Source organism: Lactobacillus intestinalis, from assembly GCF_024397795.1.
Taxonomy (GTDB): Bacteria; Bacillota; Bacilli; order Lactobacillales; family Lactobacillaceae; genus Lactobacillus; species Lactobacillus intestinalis.
Map to the genome: position 1 here is coordinate 1,355,254 of NZ_CP072983.1, position 21,154 is coordinate 1,376,407.

12 protein-coding genes, 3 tRNA genes, 3 rRNA genes and 1 pseudogene are annotated in these 21,154 nt (G+C 39.3%); 2 read left to right on the top strand and 17 right to left on the bottom strand.

Annotation, left to right across the window (positions count from 1 at the left end):
* Positions 1–207: 207 nt before the first annotated feature.
* A complete protein-coding gene (gene adhE / locus KBW87_RS06340) occupies positions 208–2,832 on the bottom strand; it encodes a bifunctional acetaldehyde-CoA/alcohol dehydrogenase (protein WP_057810109.1) in 2,625 nt (874 codons plus the stop codon).
* A gap of 350 nt (positions 2,833–3,182) precedes the next feature.
* On the opposite strand from adhE, the gene KBW87_RS06345 reads away from it, so the two are divergent.
* Positions 3,183–4,559 (top strand): amino acid permease, encoded by a 1,377-nt coding sequence (locus KBW87_RS06345; protein ID WP_057810107.1) that lies wholly within the window; start codon positions 3,183–3,185, stop codon positions 4,557–4,559.
* Between the two features lie 10 nt (positions 4,560–4,569).
* Here KBW87_RS06345 and KBW87_RS09630 read toward each other — a convergent pair.
* Positions 4,570–5,079: pseudogene (locus tag KBW87_RS09630) on the bottom strand (DapH/DapD/GlmU-related protein).
* A 114-nt stretch (positions 5,080–5,193) separates the two neighbouring features.
* Here KBW87_RS09630 and KBW87_RS06355 point away from each other — a divergent pair.
* On the top strand, positions 5,194–6,087 hold the full coding sequence (locus KBW87_RS06355) for a LysR family transcriptional regulator (protein WP_083478858.1): 894 nt from the start codon (positions 5,194–5,196) through the stop codon (positions 6,085–6,087).
* Positions 6,088–6,125: 38 nt separating this feature from the next.
* Here the strand turns inward: KBW87_RS06355 and KBW87_RS06360 are convergent, their stop codons facing one another.
* The 15 genes from KBW87_RS06360 to KBW87_RS06430 form a co-directional block, all read right to left on the bottom strand.
* Positions 6,126–6,509 (bottom strand): DUF956 family protein, encoded by a 384-nt coding sequence (locus KBW87_RS06360; protein ID WP_057810105.1) that lies wholly within the window; start codon positions 6,507–6,509, stop codon positions 6,126–6,128.
* Positions 6,510–6,515: 6 nt separating this feature from the next.
* Complete coding sequence (locus tag KBW87_RS06365; RefSeq protein WP_057810103.1) at positions 6,516–7,436, bottom strand: PTS system mannose/fructose/sorbose family transporter subunit IID; 921 nt, start codon at positions 7,434–7,436, stop codon at positions 6,516–6,518.
* A 28-nt stretch (positions 7,437–7,464) separates the two neighbouring features.
* Complete coding sequence (locus tag KBW87_RS06370) at positions 7,465–8,271, bottom strand: PTS mannose/fructose/sorbose transporter subunit IIC (protein ID WP_057810101.1); 807 nt, start codon at positions 8,269–8,271, stop codon at positions 7,465–7,467.
* A gap of 10 nt (positions 8,272–8,281) precedes the next feature.
* On the bottom strand, positions 8,282–9,295 hold the full coding sequence (locus tag KBW87_RS06375) for a PTS sugar transporter subunit IIB (RefSeq protein ID WP_057810099.1): 1,014 nt from the start codon (positions 9,293–9,295) through the stop codon (positions 8,282–8,284).
* 209 nt (positions 9,296–9,504) lie between these two features.
* Positions 9,505–9,577 (bottom strand) — tRNA-Asn (locus tag KBW87_RS06380).
* A gap of 14 nt (positions 9,578–9,591) precedes the next feature.
* Positions 9,592–9,708: ribosomal RNA gene (gene rrf / locus KBW87_RS06385) — 5S ribosomal RNA — on the bottom strand.
* 68 nt (positions 9,709–9,776) lie between these two features.
* Positions 9,777–12,678, bottom strand: a 23S ribosomal RNA gene (locus KBW87_RS06390).
* 125 nt (positions 12,679–12,803) lie between these two features.
* Positions 12,804–12,876, bottom strand: a tRNA-Ala gene (locus KBW87_RS06395).
* Positions 12,877–12,932: 56 nt separating this feature from the next.
* Positions 12,933–13,007: transfer RNA gene (locus KBW87_RS06400), tRNA-Ile, on the bottom strand.
* Positions 13,008–13,130: 123 nt separating this feature from the next.
* Positions 13,131–14,698 (bottom strand): 16S ribosomal RNA (locus KBW87_RS06405).
* The 16S, 23S and 5S rRNA genes sit together here with 3 tRNA genes alongside, the layout of an rRNA operon.
* 455 nt (positions 14,699–15,153) lie before the next feature.
* Entirely contained in the window at positions 15,154–15,687 is a 534-nt protein-coding gene (locus tag KBW87_RS06410) for a hypothetical protein (protein ID WP_057810490.1), read from the bottom strand.
* 208 nt (positions 15,688–15,895) lie between these two features.
* Positions 15,896–16,351 carry an SsrA-binding protein SmpB gene (gene smpB / locus KBW87_RS06415; RefSeq protein WP_057810492.1) on the bottom strand — a complete coding sequence of 152 codons (456 nt, stop codon included), beginning with the start codon at positions 16,349–16,351 and terminating at the stop codon, positions 15,896–15,898.
* 11 nt (positions 16,352–16,362) lie between these two features.
* Positions 16,363–18,684, bottom strand: coding sequence for a ribonuclease R (rnr, locus tag KBW87_RS06420; protein ID WP_057810494.1), 2,322 nt, complete (start codon positions 18,682–18,684; stop codon positions 16,363–16,365).
* A gap of 75 nt (positions 18,685–18,759) precedes the next feature.
* Positions 18,760–18,993: a preprotein translocase subunit SecG gene (gene secG / locus KBW87_RS06425; RefSeq protein WP_004046692.1), complete on the bottom strand. Its 234-nt coding sequence runs from the start codon at positions 18,991–18,993 to the stop codon at positions 18,760–18,762.
* 55 nt (positions 18,994–19,048) lie between these two features.
* Entirely contained in the window at positions 19,049–21,121 is a 2,073-nt protein-coding gene (locus KBW87_RS06430; RefSeq protein ID WP_255807063.1) for an LTA synthase family protein, read from the bottom strand.
* Positions 21,122–21,154 lie beyond the last annotated feature (33 nt).

The following is a 21,154-nucleotide window of genomic DNA, read 5'->3' on the forward strand; positions in this document are numbered from 1 at the left end:
GTACTCTTTGAGCATCATCTTTAATTGATATTTGATCGACTTCCTTTCTCTTTATTTATATTAAAATTTATTTTTAGCTAAATTAAAAATATTTATTCCAAATATCGCACTATAACTTTTTATTATCAAAAAAACACTTACGACCATAGTCGCAGGTGTTTCATTTTTTGGGATATTCAATTCAAGCAAAATTGGAATGTTTACAAACTACTTTTCATTAATACCTTTACCTTCATAGCAGTCTTCCATCAAAATACCGATTTGGTGAATTAATGGAGCAACTGGGTTAGTAACAGTGTTTTGATCGCCATAAGCTTCAACGGCTAAGTCAGCAACCTTACTGTGGAACTTCATCTTATCAACTCCATATTCCTTGAAGGCAAGTTTAATACCAACTGAGTGAGCTAAATCAATAATCTTTTGAACTAATTTTTTAACTAATTCTTCGTCATTCTTACCAGTCAAACCAAGAGCTCTAGCAATATTAGCGTAGTCTTTTTGAGCTCTGTAAACTGAGTAATGTGGCCACATAGCAAGCTTTTCTGGGCGTTTACTATTGAAGCGAATTACCTGTGGAAGAGCAATTGCATCGCTGACTCCACTTGGAATATCAAAGGTTGAACCAACTGTATGAGCAATTGAGTGTTCAAGGCCTAAGAAAGCATTGGAGTAAGCCATTCCGGCAATCGTGGCAGCATCATGCATTCTCTTTCTAGCTTCCATATCACCATCATAGGAAGCCTTCAAATTATCGAAAATAGTCTTGATTGCTTCTAGTGACCATCCACGAGTAAAGTCAGTAGCCATTGTTGAAACATAGCTTTCAATTGCGTGACCTAAAGCTTCAAAACCTGACCAAGCAATTAAACGCTTTGGAAGTTCTTCAACAAATTGATCATCAACAATTGAAACATCTGGGTTTAATGCGTAATCACATAAAGTGTGCTTAATTCCAGTTTCAGCATCTTTAATAATTGCAACTGGAGAAACTTCTGAACCAGTACCTGAGGTAGTTGGAATACATACAAGTTTAACGTTGTTAGCCTTTGGGAAGCGAACGACACGTTTTCTGATATCAAGGAACTTTTGATATGCTTCTTCAAAAGTCATCTCTGGATTTTCATAAAATAGACGCATTGCTTTAGCAGCATCCATGACTGAACCACCACCAATGGCTACAATTACATCTGGCTTGAAGATGTTCATTCTGTGAACACCATCTTTAATTACATCAGTAGTTGGATCAAGCGTTACAGCCTTAAATACTTCATATTCCTTGTTACCACGACGCTTTGAAATGATAGCAGTAATTTCATCAGCAAAGCCTTGCGCAGCTACTCCCTCATCAGTAACGATGAAGAAACGGTGAACATCAGGCATGTGACGCAAGTAGTTAGCAGCGTTATGTTCAAAGTAAGTCTTTGCTGGAACTTTTACCCATTGCATGTTATCACGACGCATAGCAACAGTTTTAATATTAAGCAAATCTCTAGCACCAATGTTGTGTGAGAATGTATTAGCCCCGTATGAACCAGTACCTAAGGTAAGTGATGGAAGCATGTTGTTGTAAAGATCACCAATCCCACCTAAAGCGGCTGGAGAGTTAACCAAGATACGGCAAGCATCCATCTTCATTGCGAATTTTCTAATAATCGCATCATCATTAGAATGAATACCAGCTGTATGGCCACGACCACCATAGTTAAGAAGATCAGTACAAATTCTAAATGCATCTTCGTAATTCTTAGCACGATATAATGTAAAGACAGGTGACAACTTTTCAGCTGATAATGGGAAGTCTCTACCCACGCCTTCATACTCAGCGATAATTACCTTAGTATTATGTGGTACATCTACTCCACAAAGTTTAGCAATTTCATATGCTGACTTACCAGCAACAGGACCAGCAACTGTGCCTCTCTTCGGATCAATGAAGTGCTTTTCAAATTTTTTGATTTCTTCCTTATTTAAGAAATAACAATTCCAATTCTTAAATTCTTCCTTAACTCGATCATAGATTTCATCGTCAACTACAACTGAGTTTTCAGAAGCACAAACCATACCATTATCAAAAGTCTTAGATAAAACAATATCGTAAACGGCACGATCAATGTTGGCACTCTTTTCAATGTATGAAGGACCATTACCAGGACCAACACCAATTGCAGGTTTGCCAGATGAATAAGCTGCCTTAACCATTCCAGGACCACCAGTAGCCAAGATAGTTTGAACACCTGGATTAGTCATCAAATCGTTAGTTGCAGTCAAGCTTGGCTCGCTAATCCATTGAATGGCGTCCTTTGGGGCACCAGCTTCAACAGCTGCTTTTTGTAAAATTTTTGCAGTTTCAACACAACACTTTTGAGCTTGTGGGTGGAAGCCAAAGATAATTGTATTTCTAGTTTTCAAAGCAAGCATCGTCTTGAAAATAACCGTAGAAGTTGGGTTGGTGACTGGAGTTACACCAGCAATAACACCTTTTGGTTCAGCAATTTTAATTAAGCCTTGTTCCTTATCTTCTTCAATAACGCCTACTGTCTTTTCATGACGAAGACTGTTCCAAATATTTTCGCTGGCATACATATTCTTAGTGGTCTTATCCTCAACAACACCACGTTGAGTTTCTTCAACTGCCATCTTTGCAAGTGGGTAAGCATTTTGTTCACCAGCAGTGGCAATTGCTTCACAAATTTTATCAACTTGTTCTTGAGTGAAGTTGGCCATTTTATCTAATGCAACATGTGATCTTTTTACCAAATCATCAACCATGTTGTATATTTGCTTGTTTTTCTCTTCTTCAGTAAGAGTTTGTTTTTGTTGTACCTTAGCCATTATTTAATTACCTCTAAGATTTACTATTTCTTGTGAACCAATTTACAATATTTACTATAGCACTTTAATTTTAAATGTAAATGGTTACGTTACTAATATTACAACTGAGCAAACATCCCTATCCAGCTGTATTTTAAATACGCCATCAATGAAAGCGCTATCTAAAATATTTGTTTGTGAATTAACAAACTTTTTAAATAATTTATAGTTCGCTAATTTTTTACCTATTATGCTATCTTTAATATTTCTTTAGAAGTTTAGATTTTTTTAAAAATTATACTTACCCCTATCATCATTTCTTAGGAATGATAAAATATTAAGTATATTTATACTAAAAAGGGAGAAATTGAATGACAAAAAAGGATTCGCAAACTAACTCTGGTTATAAACGAACGCTTAGCAATGCTCATATTCAGTTAATTGCCTTAGGCGGTACAATTGGAACTGGACTGTTCCTTGGTGTTGGAGATAGTATTCACCGAGCCGGTCCTAGCGTTATTCTGATTTACATTATTGTAGGAATCTTCCTTTTCTTACTTATGCGTGCTTTAGGCGAACTAATTATGTCCGACCTAAACAAACATACTTATATTGACTTTATTGAAAAGTATTTAGGGAAAAACATCGGGTTTATTACTGGATACCTTTATTGGTTAAGTTGGATTACCTTAGGGATGGCTGAAACCACAGCTTTAGGGATCTATTTTCAGTATTGGTTCCCGGAACTAAAACCGTGGATTCCAGGATTGATTACCATTGTCCTTTTGTTAATAATTAATTTAATTTCCGCAAGAGTATTCGGTAATCTGGAATTTAGCTTTGCTATTATTAAAATTGTAACGATTGTAGCTTTTGTAATTTTAATTGGCTACTTACTTGTTACTGGCGGTAAAACAAGTTTTGGACCTGTAACATTTGCCAATTTAGACGATAATGGTGGCTTCTTCGCACGTGGAGGAAAAGGATTTTTACAAGGATTCCAAATGGTTATCTTCAGTTTTATTGGAGTTGAGCTAATTGGTTTAACCGCAGCTGAAGCACAAAACCCAAAGGTTACCTTGAGAAATGCAATTAATCAATTACCAGTTAGAATTATTTTGTTCTATGTATTAGCTATTTTAGCCATTTTACTTGTAATCCCATGGTCAAAAGTTTCCACGAATTCTAGTCCTTTTGTGGAGGCTCTGGGTGCCACTGGAATAAAAAATGCTAGCTCAATCATTAACTTTGTAGTTATTTCAGCGGCTGTTTCCTCAACTAACAGTTTTTTATATAGTGCGGGACGATTGCTATTTTCTGTTACTTTTAACGGAAAAGGAAAATGGAACGAAACTTTTGGACATTTGTCACATAGACAATTGCCTCAAAATGGTTTAATTTTATCCGCAGTTTTAATGGGGCTGGCTCCCCTTATTACTTTCCTTATTGGAGACCAAGCATTCAACTTTATTTCATCAACTTCAACTAGTATGTTCTTGATTATTTGGTGTTTGATGACTTTAACTCATATTGCTTATCGTAGAAGAACTCCAGAATCTGAATTGAATGATTTTAAAATGCCGGGCTTCCCATATCTTGATTACTTAATTTTGTTGTTCTTTGGTTTAATGATTATCTTACTTTTAATCTTACCAAGCTACCGCATCCCAATGATAGCCGCAATTTTAATTTTCATTATTTTATATGGTATTACCAAAATTTGGGATAAAGAGAAAAACGAAAACTAAAAAAGTAGCTCTATTGAGCTACTTTTTTTATTATCTTGGCTGAGACTCCTGCTATAACACTATTTTTAGGTACGCTTTTTGTAACTACTGCTCCAGCCGCAACAATTAAGTTTTCTCCAACTGTCACTCCTGGTAAGATCTTAGCGCCCACTCCAATCCAAACATTTTTTCTAAATGGACCATTTTTAAAATCAATTCTTTGCGCCGCTTTGGATCAATCATGTGATTGACACTGATCAAATACGCTTCTGGTCCAATGAAAGCATGATCCTCAATTACTATTCCACCTAAGTCCACCATTGTAACATTGGAATTAATAAAAATATCTTTCCCAAGCTTGATATTTCTCCCATTAGTCTGTGAAAAATGGAAGACGAATCTCTACACTATCTGAAATCTTTTCGCCCGTAATCTCACCGATTAGTTGACGAATTTTATATTCACAGCGTCTCTGCGTATTCAAGTTTTGTAATAGCCGTTGATTCTGCTCTATTATTTGATGTATTTTATTACTTTCCATTTTCATCCCTACTTTACTTAAACTTATTGCTAAATTTAAGTTTAAAAGGTATTCTAAGCAATGTAAAAAACTCATTAATTATTAATTACAACAACAATAATTTATGGTGAGATTATGGAATTACGAGTATTAAATTATTTTTTAGCAACTGCACAAGAACTAAATATGACTCGAGCAGCTGAAAAACTATTAGTTTCACAACCTGCTCTTTCTAGACAAATAGCTGACTTAGAAGATGAATTAGGAGTTAAACTATTTATCCGTAAGCCTCGGCAATTAACATTAACTCCTGCAGGCCAATATTTACAAGAACAAGCCAAAGAAATTTTGACCTTAAGCGAAAAAACTAAACGTAACTTGCAATCTACGGCAATTATTAGTGGAGATCTCACAATCGCTGCTGGGGAAAGTATTGCTATGCAACGAATCGTGAATGTGATGAGCAATATCGTTCAAGATTATCCTACAGTTAAACTTCATATTTTAAGTGGAGATTATCAATTCGCGGAGAAACGCTTAAACACGGGTACAGTCGATTTTGCAGTTATCATAGGTAATCTACCTCTTAATGGCTATGCATCGATGCAGCTCCCTGAAAAAGACACCTGGGGTGTTTTGGTAGCAAGTGACGATCCTTTGGCAAAAAAAGAACATATAACTCCGAATGATATTGTTAATCGACAAATTATCAATTCTCAGCAAGCCGAAACTTATGGAATTTTTGACAATTGGTTTGGTAATTATAAAGAGCAAGTAAATATTATCGGTACCTATAATCTAAGCTACAATGGGACGCTTTTAGTAAAAAATCATGCAGCTATTATGCTTACTCTTGATAAACTTGCCAATACTTCTGCAGAATCGGGCCTTGTATTTATTCCTTTAAAACCAGCCATCTATCAGCCACTTAATATCATTTGGAAAAAAGAGACCACCTTATCACCAGTTGCTCAGCTGTTTCTTGATCGATTAAAAGCTTCTATTATGGATGATGTAAAATTCGACTAACAAAAAATGCCTAGCTACGATTGTAACTAGGCATTTTTCTATTTTTTATGAACTTTATTAATCATATTCTTAAAACTCAACGTCAATTTCTGTCGTAAAGATAAAGATTGACGCATACGATCGGCTGGAATGTACTTTCTTATAGCTCGCAGAGTCTTTTTAGAATCTTGCGTTGCAAAAATAAAGTTTCCATTCTTTTTTGTTCTAATTTCAAAACGTGGAATATATTTTCCATGAAAACGAACATCAGCTACTACATAAGTAATTTCTTCCCAAGGAATCTGGACAAAATCACCTATATTTTTTTCATTATAAAATTCAAAAGCTTTATCGCCGATCATAACTTTTCCATAAGACGCAATACCACGAAACCATGTTGCAGTTATTGTGAGATCGACTTTTGTATTAATTGATTTAACCATTTTTGACTAAAGAATGTGCCATACGTGGAAGAGAACACCAACAACGAAGATACCAATGATGATCCAAATTGGTGAAACTTTCTTCTTCAAAAGCCACATACATAGGAAGGTTAAAAGAAGACCTGCTAAACCTGGGATCAATTGATCTAAGTTATCTTGCAAAGTGGTGGTCTTAGTCTTAGTTAATGACATGCCATCGCCTTTGTTCCATTGAAGCAAAGCTTGTTGGATTCCCTTGGCACCAGATGGAAGCTTATCCCATTCGATGTAACCACCTTTTTGAATAGGGGTTCTAGAAACAACAGGAGTAAATTTAATATTTACCCAACGTTCAATTAAGGCACCTAAAACGAACATACCCATCATGGAAGCTCCACGAGTTACCTTTTGAAGCAAACCACCGGACATATCACTGGTAATAGCAGAACCAGCCTTGTAACCAAATTCTTGTGTGTACCATAAGAAGGCAAGTCGGATGATGTTCCAAAGTACGAAGAACAAGATTGGACCAACAACATTACCAGTTAAAGCCATTGATGCACCCAAGGCACCAATAATTGGACGAACAGTGTACCAGAATACAGGGTCACCAACACCGGCCAAAGGTCCCATCATACCAACCTTAACACCTTGAATAGCTTCGTCTTCAACTGGAGCACCATTAGCTTTATCTTCTTCTAAAGCCAAGGTAACACCAAGTACAGGTGATGCTAAGTATGGGTGAGTGTTAAAGAATACCAAGTGTCTTTGAAGAGCTGCAGCCATATCTTTCTTGTTTGGATAAAGCTTTCTCAAAGCAGGGATCATTGAGTAAACAAAACCACCGTTCTGCATTCTTTCATAGTTCCAAGAACCTTGAAGGAATTGTGAGTGCCACATAACATTGAAGCGGTCGGCTTTTGTTAATTTGATTTTCTTATCAGCCATTTATAAAATCCTCCTCTATGCGTTCAATTTAATAGTCATCAATGATATCGCCGAGTGGATCGCCGGTACCTTCATTACCTGAGTTGTTAGAACCGCTACCACCTTTTGCTTCAAGTGCTAAGTACATCATAGCAAGTGACAAACCAATAGCACCAAGAGCAATCAAAGTTAAGTCCTTAACAGCAGCTAAAGCGAAACCGATTGCGAAAAATGGCCATACTTCTTTTGAAGCCATCATGTTAATAACCATTGCATAACCTACGGCTACAACCATGGCACCACCAATGGTCATACCTTCACTAAGCCAACTTGGCATAGCAGCTAACCATGATTGAACGTAGTGTGAAGGAATAGCAAGAAGTAATGCAGCTGGGATGGCAATTCTTAAGCCTTGCAAACATACGGCAATCCATTGCCATAAGTTAATCATGCGCCAGTTACCCTTCTTAGCTTCTGCGTCCATGATGTGAACGATAGCAGTAGAAATAGTACGTACGATCATAGTCAAGAACAAACCAGCAACAGCTAATGGAATAGCAATACCAGTAGCCATACCGATACCCTTAGTTCCTTGACCACTTTCTACCAAAATAATTGCTGAAGCAACAGAGGCTAAAGCTGCATCAGGAGCAACTGCGGCACCAATGTTTGCCCAACCCATGGCGATCATTTGTAATTGACCACCCAAAATAACACCTAAGTCCAAGTGACCAGTAACTAAACCGATCAATGTACATGCAACTAATGGTTGGTGGAATTGCCATTCATCCAAGATACCTTCAGTACCAGCAAGGAAAGCAACAACCACTACCAAAATCATTTGTATAGCGTTCATTTAATTTCTCCTATTTTTTATTTTGTTCATCTAATAAAGTTTGAGCTTTATTCAAAATTGCGTCCATGTTACCTGGGTTATCTGATGGAACCTTACGTACATCAAACTTAACACCCATCTTTTCAAGTTCACGGAAAGTATCAACATCTTTTTGGTCCATTGATAATACGTTGTTCGCATTAACATCACCATCTTTATATGACATTGAACCTACGTTGATTTCTTTAATATCAACGCCCGCTTTAATTGCGCGTAACACATCTTCAGGATTTTCAAATAAAAGAAGTGCATGAGTATCACCAAAGCGTGGGTCTTTAGCAATTTCTTCCATTTTCTTCAATGGAACAGTGTGAGCTTTTACACCAGCAGGTGCAGCTTCACGAATCATACTCTTACGCAATTCATCTTTAGCAACACTATCTGAAACAACAATAACCCGATCTGGGTGCATTGCTGGAATCCAACCAGTAGCAACTTGACCGTGAAGTAGACGTGAGTCAATTCTTGCTAATACATATTTAATATGTCCGTCACCAAGTACGGTACCTTCTGGAATAGATTTCTTAGTAGCTGAACCGCTTTCATCTTGAGCCGGAGCTGCCTTTTCTGTTTTTGGCATTAAGGCAGCAGGCTTAGTTTTAATGCCATCCTCTGCAGGTTGAACAACTGCAGTTGCAATTTCATGGGCAGTAGCATTAGCATTCATCATTCTTTGCGTTAAAGCTTCAACTACCATTGGTAAATTCATACCACTTACAATAGCCCATTTATCGGCATGCTCATCAAGAAGCGCATTGGCTTGATTGAAAGGCGTACCTCCCCATAAATCCACTAAAAACAATACTTCATCTTGGCTATCAAATGAAGCAATTGCTTTTTCCATTTTGCCACGAATATCATCTGGACCCTCATTAGGCTTTAAGATGACATGTGCAAAATTGTCTTGTTTACCAAACAGCATTTGTGCAGATTCTGCAATGCCGTCTGCAAAACCACCATGGCTGGCTAAAACAATTCCTACCATGTTATTTCCTCCTCTAGATCAAAAAATGAATCCGCTTTTATTATACTCTAAACTAATGAAAAAGTGAACAAATATCTCCCATCTCTTATCCATTATTCTATCAATGTTTATGCTCATGCAAGCGTATTCAATAAAATCTAAATATAGGTATCTAGTGAAAAAAGCAACAAAAAAAGATCTGATAGTTATCAGATCCTTTTTTTATTTAGCTCCGGCTGTCAGACTCGAACTGACGACATCTTGATTAACAGTCAAGCGCTCTACCAACTGAGCTAAGCCGGAATATTAAAAAAAGAGCACGGCAGTTGCCTACCCTCGCAGGCAGTTGCCCACCAACTACTCTCGGCGTTAAGAAGCTTAACTTCTGTGTTCGGCATGGGAACAGGTGTATCCTTCTTGCTATCGCCACCGCACTCTTTTTTGAGCTACTACGCTCAAAACTAAATACATTCCTCGCAAAAACCGTTTCGATTGCTTCGCTTTGGTCAAGTCCTCGACTGATTAGTACTGGTCCGCTCCAAGTATCACTACTCTTCCACTTCCAGCCTATCTACCTCATAGTCTCTGAGGTGTCTTACTGCTTACGCATGGGAAATCTCATCTTGAGGGGGGCTTCGCACTTAGATGCTTTCAGCGCTTATCCCTTCCGCACATAGCTACCCAGCGATGCCTTTGGCAAGACAACTGGTACACCAGCGGTGCGTCCATCCCGGTCCTCTCGTACTAAGGACAGCTCCTCTCAAATTTCCTGCGCCCACGACGGATAGGGACCGAACTGTCTCACGACGTTCTGAACCCAGCTCGCGTGCCGCTTTAATGGGCGAACAGCCCAACCCTTGGGACCGACTTCAGCCCCAGGATGCGACGAGCCGACATCGAGGTGCCAAACCTCCCCGTCGATGTGAACTCTTGGGGGAGATAAGCCTGTTATCCCCAGGGTAGCTTTTATCCGTTGAGTGATGGCCCTTCCATACGGTACCACCAGATCACTAAGCCCGACTTTCGTCCCTGCTCGAGATGTATCTCTCGCAGTCAAGCTCCCTTATACCTTTACACTCTGCGAATGATTTCCAACCATTCTGAGGGAACCTTTGGGCGCCTCCGTTACACTTTAGGAGGCGACCGCCCCAGTCAAACTGCCCACCTGACACTGTCCCTGGCCTGGCTTACAGGCCGAGGTTAGAGCATCCTTCAAACAAGGGTAGTATCCCAACATTGCCTCCGGTAAGACTAGCGTCCTACTTTCTCTGGCTCCTACCTATCCTGTACATGTTTAAAAGATACTCAATATCAAGCTACAGTGAAGCTCCATGGGGTCTTTCCGTCCTGTCGCGGGTAACCCGCATCTTCACGGGTATTATAATTTCACCGAGTCTCTCGTTGAGACAGTGCCCAAATCATTACACCTTTCGTGCAGGTCGGAACTTACCCGACAAGGAATTTCGCTACCTTAGGACCGTTATAGTTACGGCCGCCGTTTACTGGGGCTTCAATTCGAACCTTCGCTTACGCTAAGCTCTCCTCTTAACCTTCCAGCACCGGGCAGGTGTCAGCCCCTATACGTCGTCTTACGACTTTGCAGAGACCTGTGTTTTTGATAAACAGTTGTTTGGGCCTATTCACTGCGGCTGATCTTGCGATCAGCACCCCTTCTCCCGAAGTTACGGGGTCATTTTGCCGAGTTCCTTAACGAGAGTTCTCTCGCTCACCTTAGTGTTCTCCACTCGACTACCTGTGTCGGTTTGCGGTACGGGTACGTTCTCTCTGGCTAGAAGCTTTTCTTGGCAGTGTGACATCAGCACCTTCGCTACTTTAGTTCGCTCCTCGTCGCGCCTTGCCTTCATCAAGAGCAAGCATTTGACTCACTCTCTGGCTTGACGCTTAAACATGGCTTCCGGCGCCATGCGTGCTTAGCCTCCTGCGTCCCTCCTTCGCTCATAACGATTAAACGCAGTACAGGAATATCTACCTGTTGTCCATCGACTACGCCTCTCGGCCTCGTCTTAGGTCCCGACTTACCCTGGGCGGACGAGCCTGCCCCAGGAAACCTTAGTCTTTCGGCGGATAGGATTCTCACCTATCTTTCGCTACTCATACCGGCATTCTCACTTCTAAGCGCTCCATCAGTCCTCTCGATCTGACTTCGCCGCACTTAGAACGCTCTCCTACCACGTGCTCTTTAAAACACATCCACAGTTTCGGTACTATGCTTAGCCCCGGTAAATTTTCGGCGCAGCGCCACTCGACTAGTGAGCTATTACGCACTCTTTGAATGATGGCTGCTTCTGAGCCAACGTCCTAGTTGTCTACGCAACTCCACATCCTTTTCCACTTAGCATAGATTTGGGGACCTTAACTGGTGATCTGGGCTGTTTCCCTTTCGACTACGGATCTTATCACTCGCAGTCTGACTCCCGTGTATAGATATCTGGAATTCGTAGTTTATCTGGATTCAGTAACCCCTGACGGGCCCCTAGTCCAAACAGAGCTCTACCTCCATTATCCTCTACCACGAGGCTAGCCCTAAAGCTATTTCGGAGAGAACCAGCTATCTCCAAGTTCGTTTGGAATTTCACCGCTACCCACAGCTCATCCCCGCAATTTTTAACTTACGTGGGTTCGGTCCTCCAGCGCGTTTTACCACGCCTTCAACCTGGCCATGGGTAGGTCACTTGGTTTCGGGTCTACGTCATACAACTTTTCGCCCTATTCAGACTCGCTTTCGCTCCGGCTCCGTCTTTTCTGACTTAACCTCGCTATATAACGTAACTCGCCGGTTCATTCTACAAAAGGCACGCCATTACACTTGAATGTGCTCTGACTATTTGTAGGCACACGGTTTCAGGTTCTCTTTCACTCCCCTTCCGGGGTTCTTTTCACCTTTCCCTCACGGTACTGGTTCACTATCGGTCACTAGTTAGTATTTAGCCTTGCGAGATGGTCCTCGCAGATTCAACCGGGATTCCTCGTGTCCCGGCCTACTCAGGATTCTGCTAGCTGCTCTTGCAATTTCGCTTACGGGGCTCTCACCCTCTCTGGCTTACCTTCCCAGATAATTCTGCTATCGCTTAAGCTCACATGTCGCAGTCCTACAACCCCAGATGATAAATCATCTGGTTTGGGCTCTTTCCTCTTCGCTCGCCGCTACTAAGGAAATCGATCTTTCTTTCTCTTCCTGCAGCTACTTAGATGTTTCAGTTCACTGCGTCTTCCTTCATATATCTTAACAATACATGATAGTGCATCGCTGCACTGGGTTCCCCCATTCGGATATCTCCGGATCATAGCTTACTTACAGCTCCCCGAAGCTTTTCGTAGTTTGTCACGTCCTTCATCGGCTTCTAGTGCCTAGGCATTCACCGTGCGCCCTTTTCTACTTGACCTTACTCAAGTTCTTTTCTCTCTTCTCGGTCGCTCTACAATCTGTTCAATGATTGTCTCGGTTTTTGCTTGGTTTGTATTCAGTTTTCAACGTACTATCTCTTTTGGATCTCTTTTCGAAATCCAATGGAGGCTAACGGGTTCGAACCGATGACCTCCTGCGTGCAAAGCAGGTGCTCTCCCAACTGAGCTAAGCCCCCAAAATATTTAATTATTAGACAGACATAACTTTAACTCATTTCGGTTGTTATGTCAATGGGCCTAAATGGGCTTGAACCATCGACCTCACGCTTATCAGGCGTGCGCTCTAAACCAGCTGAGCTATAGGCCCGACTAACGCTTCTTTTCTTGAGGTATTACCCTCAAAACTAAACAAAGTTTCTTTAGTGTGCTTCCGTTTGCCGTTTGCGACTTCTTTTAGTATTTCTACTCTCCGTCGCTTTGGCTTCCTTAGAAAGGAGGTGATCCAGCCGCAGGTTCTCCTACGGCTACCTTGTTACGACTTCACCCCAGTCATCTGCCCTGCCTTAGACGGCTCCTTCCACATAAGTGGTTAGGCCACCGGCTTCGGGCATTGCAGACTTCCATGGTGTGACGGGCGGTGTGTACAAGGCCCGGGAACGTATTCACCGCGGCGTGCTGATCCGCGATTACTAGCGATTCCAGCTTCGTACAGTCGAGTTGCAGACTGCAGTCCGAACTGAGAACAGCTTTAAGAGATCCGCTTGCCTTCGCAGGCTCGCTTCTCGTTGTACTGCCCATTGTAGCACGTGTGTAGCCCAGGTCATAAGGGGCATGATGACTTGACGTCATCCCCACCTTCCTCCGGTTTGTCACCGGCAGTCTCATTAGAGTGCCCAACTTAATGCTGGCAACTAATAACAAGGGTTGCGCTCGTTGCGGGACTTAACCCAACATCTCACGACACGAGCTGACGACAGCCATGCACCACCTGTCTTAGCGTCCCCGAAGGGAACTCCTAATCTCTTAGGATGGCACTAGATGTCAAGACCTGGTAAGGTTCTTCGCGTTGCTTCGAATTAAACCACATGCTCCACCGCTTGTGCGGGCCCCCGTCAATTCCTTTGAGTTTCAACCTTGCGGTCGTACTCCCCAGGCGGAGTGCTTAATGCGTTAGCTGCAGCACTGAGAGGCGGAAACCTCCCAACACTTAGCACTCATCGTTTACGGCATGGACTACCAGGGTATCTAATCCTGTTCGCTACCCATGCTTTCGAGCCTCAGCGTCAGTTACAGACCAGAGAGCCGCCTTCGCCACTGGTGTTCTTCCATATATCTACGCATTCCACCGCTACACATGGAGTTCCACTCTCCTCTTCTGCACTCAAGAAACACAGTTTCCGATGCAATTCCTCGGTTAAGCCGGGGGCTTTCACATCAGACTTATCTTTCCGCCTGCGCTCGCTTTACGCCCAATAAATCCGGACAACGCTTGCCACCTACGTATTACCGCGGCTGCTGGCACGTAGTTAGCCGTGACTTTCTGGTTGATTACCGTCAAATAGGGGCCAGTTACTACCTCTATCCTTCTTCACCAACAACAGAGCTTTACGATCCGAAAACCTTCTTCACTCACGCGGCGTTGCTCCATCAGGCTTTCGCCCATTGTGGAAGATTCCCTACTGCTGCCTCCCGTAGGAGTTTGGGCCGTGTCTCAGTCCCAATGTGGCCGATCAGTCTCTCAACTCGGCTATGCATCGTCGCCTTGGTAAGCCGTTACCTTACCAACTAGCTAATGCACCGCGGGTCCATCCTTTAGCGACAGCTTACGCCGCCTTTTAAGCAATAGCCATGCAGCTATTGTTGTTATCCGGTATTAGCACCTGTTTCCAAGTGGTATCCCAGACTTTAGGGCAGGTTACCCACGTGTTACTCACCCATCCGCCGCTCGCGTTCCCAGCGTCATCACCGAAGTGAATCTGCTGGTTCAGCTCGCTCGACTTGCATGTATTAGGCACGCCGCCAGCGTTCGTCCTGAGCCAGGATCAAACTCTCATTTTTTAAAAGTTTGAATGATTGCTCATTCCTTTTTTAAGATCTTTGTCTCAAAATTTATTGCTTGCGAATTGACTTCGCTCTTTGTTTGGGTTTTTACACCCGCACACTTTAGCGAAACTTTGTTCAGTTTTCAAGGTACTACCTCTGCCTGATCTTTTACATCAGACAGCTTTTATATTATATCAAATTCGTTTGTCCTTTGTCAAGAACTTTTTTGAATTTATTTTTTCGCCTTCAAGTTCTTAACTTGACGACAGTTAAATATATTACCAGAAGTTTTTCTCTCTTGCAAGCTTTTTTTGAAATATTTTTTTATTTCTTTTTGCTTGTCTGCTTCTGTTTCGCTTTCTCTCAAAAGCGACTTTATTAATATACCTGATTTATTCTTTTTTGGCAAGTCCTTTTTGATAAAAAAATAAAGTTATTGAAAAAATTTCAATAACTTTACTTCAATTACTCTATTTGCGATCTTCTGGATGCTCGATCTCTCTTAGACTTCTACGAAATTCTTTAAAAATAGTTTGTGGATCTTCTTTAAAATCATGACTAATCCAAACTTGAATTCGTGAACAAATATGACTCGAACAATCATCAATCGCTTTAACATAAAAAGGTCCTCGGGGACGCATATAATCCTCTAATCCTTCAAAAAGAGTCTTTTTAAGACTTTGGTAGGCATTAATTTTTCTTTCTACTTCTCCTACTTTTCTTCCTTTTGAAATCAACATGAATAAATTAGCATAATAAATTTTGTTATCATGTAATTCAACGAGAACATCGTAAACTAATTGTTCAATATTTTTATTATAAGTTCTCAAAATATAACGCAATTTTTTGTTTAAAACAAGAGTAACAAAATTTGCCATTGTACCATAACGTCGTTGAAATTCATTTTGTGAAGTTCCTGCCAAGCTACATAAGCGAGTAATTGTAAATTTATCTATTTTCTTAACATCCAACTTCTTCTTCAATATAATTTCATATTTTATCATATTCTAATTCTTCCCTTCTTTCTATAACTATAACGTTTTAATAATTGGTTTATTAATTATAATTTATTGTATATATATTTTTAACAAACCTATAAAACTATACCAGGTTAGACTAAAATATACAATTTAAATATCTAAAAATATTAAAAATATTTATTTTTTATAAGTAAAAATAAAACGAGCATCCCTATCTTGGATGCTCGTCTCACTAAACTCGATATTTACGACGTAATTCACGATCTTGATCTCGCTTCTTGATCGTTTCACGCTTATCATATTCTTTTTTACCTTGCCCAATACCAATTAAAACTTTAGCAAAACCATGCTTTAAATAGACCTTAAGAGGGATAATGGCAATTCCTCTCTCAGATTGGGCTTTTTCTAAATGTCTAATTTCTTTTTTATGTAAAAGCAAGCGCCTGCTTCTTAAAGGATCATGATTATAACGATTTCCTTCTTTATATTCACTAATATGAACATTTTCTAAAAAAGCAGAACCATCAATAATTTGCACGTACCCATCTCGCAAACTGATTCGGCGTGCACGAATTGATTTAATTTCTGTTCCCGTTAAAGCAATTCCCGCTTCAAAAGTATCCTTTATGAAATAATCATGTCTTGCTTTTTTATTTTGAGCAATTAGATTTTCCTGTTTTTCTTTCATAAAATCCAGTCCTAGTGTTTTCTAGCTCCCACATGAACGTTATTTTGGGCACGTCCACGATATTGCCCATGTCCATTATTACGACGCCCATGATCATTTCTGAAGCCGCGATTTCCATGACGCTTATTATTCATTCCGCGATCATGATGCGCATGTTTTGGAGCATTAGGATCATAAATCTCAAAGTCTAATTGATGTTGTTCCACATTTGCATTAATCAAAGTAACTTTTATTGGCATCCCTATCTTGAATTGTTTATGGGTACCACGTCCAGTTAAAGTCAAAGTTTTTTCATTAAAACTGTAGAAATCATCAGTCAAATTAGAAATGTGGATTAAGCCTTCAACTGTATTTGGAAGTTGAATAAACATACCAAAACTAGTTACTGATGAAACCACCGCATCAAAATGTTGACCCACTTGATCTGCCATGTATTCAGTCATCTTCAAGTCATTTACTTCACGTTCAGTATCAATTGAACGTCGTTCTTGAGTTGAAGTTTGTTCAGCAACTTCTGGCAATTGACTGGCAAAATGCTTTTGAGTTTCTTCACTCTTATTATCTGCATAAGAATGAATCATTCGGTGAACCATTAGGTCAGAATACCGACGAATTGGTGAAGTAAAGTGAGTGTAATACTTTGCTGCCAAACCAAAGTGACCCAAAGCTTCATCTGAATAATGGGCTTGCTTTAAGCTTCTAAGCATCATCATCTGAACAACTGCTTCTTCCGGAGTTCCTTCAGTCTTAGAAACCACTTTTTGTAAATCAATAGGCTTAACATCGTTTGGATCAGCATTTACGTTTAATCCAAAGGCACTGCAGAATTCAAAGAAACTAGTAATTCTTTCAGCATCTGGAGTTTCGTGAACACGGTATAAGAATGGTAAATTCTTCTTGTAATAGTCTTCGGCCACAGTTTCATTAGCCATCAACATGAAAGATTCAATCATCTTTTCAGCGGTTCCACGTTCATGTAAAACAATATCAGTTGGCTTACCTTTATCATCAACTACAATTTTTGCTTCTGGTTCTTCAAAATCAATAGCTCCACGTTGATGACGCTTCTTGTAAAGAATATTATGCAAATCAGCCATATCTTCAAGCATTGGACGCAATTTTACATATTTATCTTCTAAGCCATCCATTTCACCCTTTAAAGTCTTATTAACCTTGTTGTAAGTCATACGGCCATGTGAGCGCATCACAGATGGATGAATACTGTAGTTTACTCGTTTACCTTCTGGCGTGATTTCCATATCACAAGAAAGTACCAAACGCTCCACACCTTCATTTAAAGAACAAATACCATTTGATAAACGGAATGGAAGCATTGGAATAACGCGATCTACCAAGTAAGTACTGTTTCCTCTAGCAAAAGCTTCCTTATCAAGAGGGGTGTTTTCAGTAACATAGTGAGAAACATCTGCAATGTGAACACCTAAGTGATAATTTCCATTAGGAAGTTTCCAAACTACTACAGCGTCGTCAAAGTCCTTTGAATCGTCCCCATCAATAGTTACTGCAGGTTGATCAGTGATATCAACTCTGCCTTTTTTATCTTCTTCAGTAACATGATCAGGAATTGCATTAGCTTGAGCCATTGCATCTTCAGGCCATTCTGTTTTAACATCATGTGCGGCAACAATTGACATGATATCAACACCTGGATCATTCTTATTACCAATTACTTCGGTAACTGCACCAGTCATTGATTCTGGGTATTCTTTGTTAGGATAATCTTTAATAGATACCTTTACCATGTCTCCCATTTGAGGAGTAATTCCATTTTCAGAAATATATACACGATACCGGTGAAGCTTTTTATCGTTACTTAAAACATAGCCAATAAAGTGACTCTTCTTTACTTGTTCATCAGTCAGAGGATGAAATTCACCAACTAAAGTCTCTAAGCCATGTTCAACGATTTCTTCAATTCGACCTTCAGGTCCCTTACCATTCCAAGGATTTCCCCCAGCAGTAATTTTAACCTTTACACGGTCACCATTAACTGCATAATCAGTGTAATCACTTGAAACAAAGACATCTTCAGCATTTTCATCGTCTAAACGAACAAAGCCAAATCCTTTATCATTGGCCTTAAATTCACCTTCAACAACAGTATTTTCTTTTGCCAATTGATATTGACCCTTACCGTCCGTAATGATCTTTTTTTCGTGTTCCAACACAGATAGAGCTTTGATAATATCACTAAAACTACCTAAGCGATCACGTCGACTCATTTTTTCTACTTGATCTACCCGATATTGTTTTTGAGGATCATGGCGAAAAATTTCTAATACACCGGCCAAAGTTTTATTGTTTTGTGCCATATCGTTAATCTCCGTTTCTTATTAAAAATATAAAAAAGCCTCCCATACATTTTGATCGGGAGGTTACAAACATTATTATTTTGAAGATAAATATGCTAATACAATAGCGAATACGAAAAATAGCACCAACAACACTGAAGTTACTTTTTCCATAAATGCTTCAAAACCACGTTTTTTGGTTTGACCACTAAAAACTGCACCGCCAGAAAGGGCATTTAATGCATCTTGTTGTTTTTGCGGCTGCATCATCGTTGCGATGACGATTAAGATTGAAACAATAATTAGTAGCGTCATAAATAAATTGTACAATGCGCTGCCTCCAATACACAGATACGATTACTGAACAATTTTATCACAAAATCAATTATTTTGCAGATTTATTTTTTAACTCCGGCGCGTCAGTCTTAAATTTCGACTGAGTTGTCTTCTTATGATTTTTATACCATAAGGAAGTTTTATTGCTTGATGAATCAAGCTTCTTCAATGCAACCTCTTTATTATAATCATAATCACTTGGCTTCACCTTTTCAAACCAAACGGGTTTATAAAAGCGAAGGAGGTTCCCATCAATCACTCTATCAGAAAGGGAAAGTTGAGTAGTGACCTGATTAGAAAGTGAGGATAATTTTGTCCTTAACTTTTTATCAGGATCAACAATCTTTTTCCCTGTTTTGGTGTAGTAATAACTACCTGACACTTTTGCATATTCAGGCGTAATAAAGTCACCATTTCTTTGTGCTACTAATTGCGGTGCATCTTTACTTAAAAGGTCATGACCAAATTGGATAGTATCTTGATTTTTAATTCCTAATAAATTAAGCAAAGTTGGCAAAACGTCAATTTCTCCACCATAAGTTGGATCAATTTTACCTTTAAGTCCCTTCATATGGAACATTAAAGGTACTCTTTGAAATTGTAAATTATCAAAGTCATTAAAACTTTCCTTCTTAAGTAGTTGGGCGCTGGCCTTATGGTGATTTCCAGAAATACCGTAGTGATCTCCATAGAACATAATTAAAGTGTTCTTATCAAGACCTGTTTTATGCATCCATTTCATTAATTCGCCAATAGCTTGATCTAAGTAGTGCGCCGTTTGAACATAACCATCAACAGTTTCGTCATTAGTATCAGTCTTTGAAATTGTCTGATTTTTCTTGTCAATTTGATATGGATAGTGATTAGTTACTGTAATCATCTTCAAATAAAATGGTTGCGGTAATTTTTCAATATACTTAATTGATTGATCAAAGAAAATCTTATCTTTTAAACCATAGCCGATATAGTAATCGGGTTTATTTACATAATAAGACAATGGCATGAAGTATTGATAACCAAATGACTTATAAGCATTGTTTCGATTCCAAAACGAGCCGGCTCCTCCGTGCATCACAGCTGTAGTATAACCTGCTTTTTGGCTCAAAATTGCAGGAGCACTCTCAAAAGTATTAGAAGTACCATAACTTGACATAGCTGAGCCTGATTGGAGTCCATAGAGAGAATTTTCCAACATCATTTCAGCATCAGATGTTTTTCCCTGGCCAACTTGATTAAAGAAATTATCAAAGCTAATTGTATCTTTAGCATGATAAATCTTATTTAAGTTAGGAGTTACTTCTTTTCCCTTCCATTTATATCCAATTAAAAATTGTTGGAAACTTTCCAAGTGAATGACTAAGACATTTTTACCTTTAGCAACTCCAGTATATTCTGGATTAGGTTTAACATAATTGGCTTTTAAATACTTTCGAACTGATTTAATGTCTGAAACATTGGCTTTAGCCATTTGTGCACTAGTTTGAGCTGTTTTAAACCCATCATAAATTGCATACTCGTTCATCCCTAAATACTTAACAATATAATTATTGTCAAAAGTCCTAGTCAAAAGTCCTGAACGATCATGCTGTGCCATCAACAAATTAAATCCCATAAAAGAAAGAGCCAAAACTTCAATTAAACTTGTTACTTTAAGTTTTAAAGGTCTAATATCGATTTTTATTAATTTTGTAGCAAGTAAAATTACTACAATCAACACATCAATAAACGCTAAAAAATCAGAAGGTTTTGTAATGCCAACAATACTTTTCCCTAAATTATCTGCTGTAGAACCAGATGTTTTGATGATAGAAAGTGATAAGAAATTGGAAAATTCCCGATAGTATAAAATATTTGCAAATAGCCAAATACTTAAAAGCAAGTCGATGATAATAATGATCCAATATGACTTTCTTCCTTTAAAAAATAATCCGATTCCTAATAAAAGCATCCCGGCTGGTAATGGATTAATTAGCAATAAAAAATTCTGCATTGGGCCAACTGCACCCAAGTTAAATTTATTGACGTATATCCAGTAAGTCTTTAGCCAAAATAAAATTAAAACCAGGGTAAAGAATCCTAGTTTTGTACGGGTTAACCACTGGACAAATCTATTGTTGGACATTATATCCCCCTTTTCTTCGTTAATTAATCTTAC

What these genes read in the sequence shown, in the direction of transcription:
- adhE (WP_057810109.1), bottom strand. Translation starts at nt 2,832, where the DNA reads ATGGCTAAGGTACAACAAAAACAAACTCTTACTGAAGAAGAGAAAAAC.
- KBW87_RS06345 (WP_057810107.1), top strand. Translation starts at nt 3,183, where the DNA reads ATGACAAAAAAGGATTCGCAAACTAACTCTGGTTATAAACGAACGCTT.
- KBW87_RS06355 (WP_083478858.1), top strand. Translation starts at nt 5,194, where the DNA reads ATGGAATTACGAGTATTAAATTATTTTTTAGCAACTGCACAAGAACTA.
- KBW87_RS06360 (WP_057810105.1), bottom strand. Translation starts at nt 6,509, where the DNA reads ATGGTTAAATCAATTAATACAAAAGTCGATCTCACAATAACTGCAACA.
- KBW87_RS06365 (WP_057810103.1), bottom strand. Translation starts at nt 7,436, where the DNA reads ATGGCTGATAAGAAAATCAAATTAACAAAAGCCGACCGCTTCAATGTT.
- KBW87_RS06370 (WP_057810101.1), bottom strand. Translation starts at nt 8,271, where the DNA reads ATGAACGCTATACAAATGATTTTGGTAGTGGTTGTTGCTTTCCTTGCT.
- KBW87_RS06375 (WP_057810099.1), bottom strand. Translation starts at nt 9,295, where the DNA reads ATGGTAGGAATTGTTTTAGCCAGCCATGGTGGTTTTGCAGACGGCATT.
- KBW87_RS06410 (WP_057810490.1), bottom strand. Translation starts at nt 15,687, where the DNA reads ATGATAAAATATGAAATTATATTGAAGAAGAAGTTGGATGTTAAGAAA.
- smpB (WP_057810492.1), bottom strand. Translation starts at nt 16,351, where the DNA reads ATGAAAGAAAAACAGGAAAATCTAATTGCTCAAAATAAAAAAGCAAGA.
- rnr (WP_057810494.1), bottom strand. Translation starts at nt 18,684, where the DNA reads ATGGCACAAAACAATAAAACTTTGGCCGGTGTATTAGAAATTTTTCGC.
- KBW87_RS06430 (WP_255807063.1), bottom strand. Translation starts at nt 21,121, where the DNA reads ATGTCCAACAATAGATTTGTCCAGTGGTTAACCCGTACAAAACTAGGA.